The following is a 661-nucleotide window of genomic DNA, read 5'->3' as shown; positions in this document are numbered from 1 at the left end:
CTAGGGCGTGTCTCGTTACCCTGCAGGGGCTTCTCGGGCAGGGTGAGGTCCCGTGAGTCGGATGCCGGTGTTGACCGATGAGGACTGGGCTCGGTTGGCGCCGTTGATGCCCCGAGCCGGTGCCAGGGGTGGCCGGCCGTGGGCGGATCACCGGCTGGTGGTGGAGGGCATCGTGTGGCGCTACCGCACGGGGAGCCCGTGGCGGGACCTGCCCGCCGAGTTCGGGGCGTGGCAGACCGTGTGGGCCCGGCACCGAGCGTGGAGCGAGGACGGCACCTGGGACAAGATCCACGCCATGCTGATGGCCCAGGCGGACGCGGCCGGGCGGATCGACTGGTCGGTGAACGTGGACTCCACGATCAACCGGGCGCACCAGCACGGCACCAACCTGCCCCGGGACACAGGGGGCGCCACCGAACTACAACAATCTGCGACTGGAACCGTCTGATCACGGCATCGGGCGTTCCCGGGGCGGGTTGACCAGCAAGATCCACCACCTCGTCGACGGCCGCGGTGCCCCGATGGTCGTGGTCGTGTCAGCCGGCCAGTCCGGTGACTCGCCGATGCTGCCGGTCCTGCTGGACCACCTGTCGGTGCCCCGGATCGGACCGGGCCGGCCCCGCACCACCCCGGACCGGTTGCGGGGCGACAAGGCCTACTC

General features: G+C 71.0%; 2 protein-coding genes. Both read left to right on the top strand.

Features of this window, described 5'->3' with window-relative positions; genetic code table 11:
- Nucleotides 1–61 precede the first annotated feature (61 nt).
- Nucleotides 62–448: an IS5 family transposase gene (locus tag ET989_RS14655; RefSeq protein ID WP_277751380.1), complete on the top strand. Its 387-nt coding sequence runs from the start codon at nucleotides 62–64 to the stop codon at nucleotides 446–448.
- A 28-nt stretch (nucleotides 449–476) separates the two neighbouring features.
- Nucleotides 477–661: transposase (locus ET989_RS14650; protein ID WP_165490210.1), on the top strand; the 185-nt coding region annotated here is incomplete at its 3' end.

Origin of the sequence: Propioniciclava sinopodophylli, assembly GCF_004324755.1 — a bacterium.
Lineage (GTDB): Bacteria > Actinomycetota > Actinomycetes > Propionibacteriales > Propionibacteriaceae > Propioniciclava > Propioniciclava sinopodophylli.
This window is presented reverse-complemented; position numbering and strand designations above follow the sequence as displayed.

What these genes read in the sequence shown, in the direction of transcription:
- ET989_RS14655 (WP_277751380.1), top strand. Translation starts at nt 62, where the DNA reads ATGCCGGTGTTGACCGATGAGGACTGGGCTCGGTTGGCGCCGTTGATG.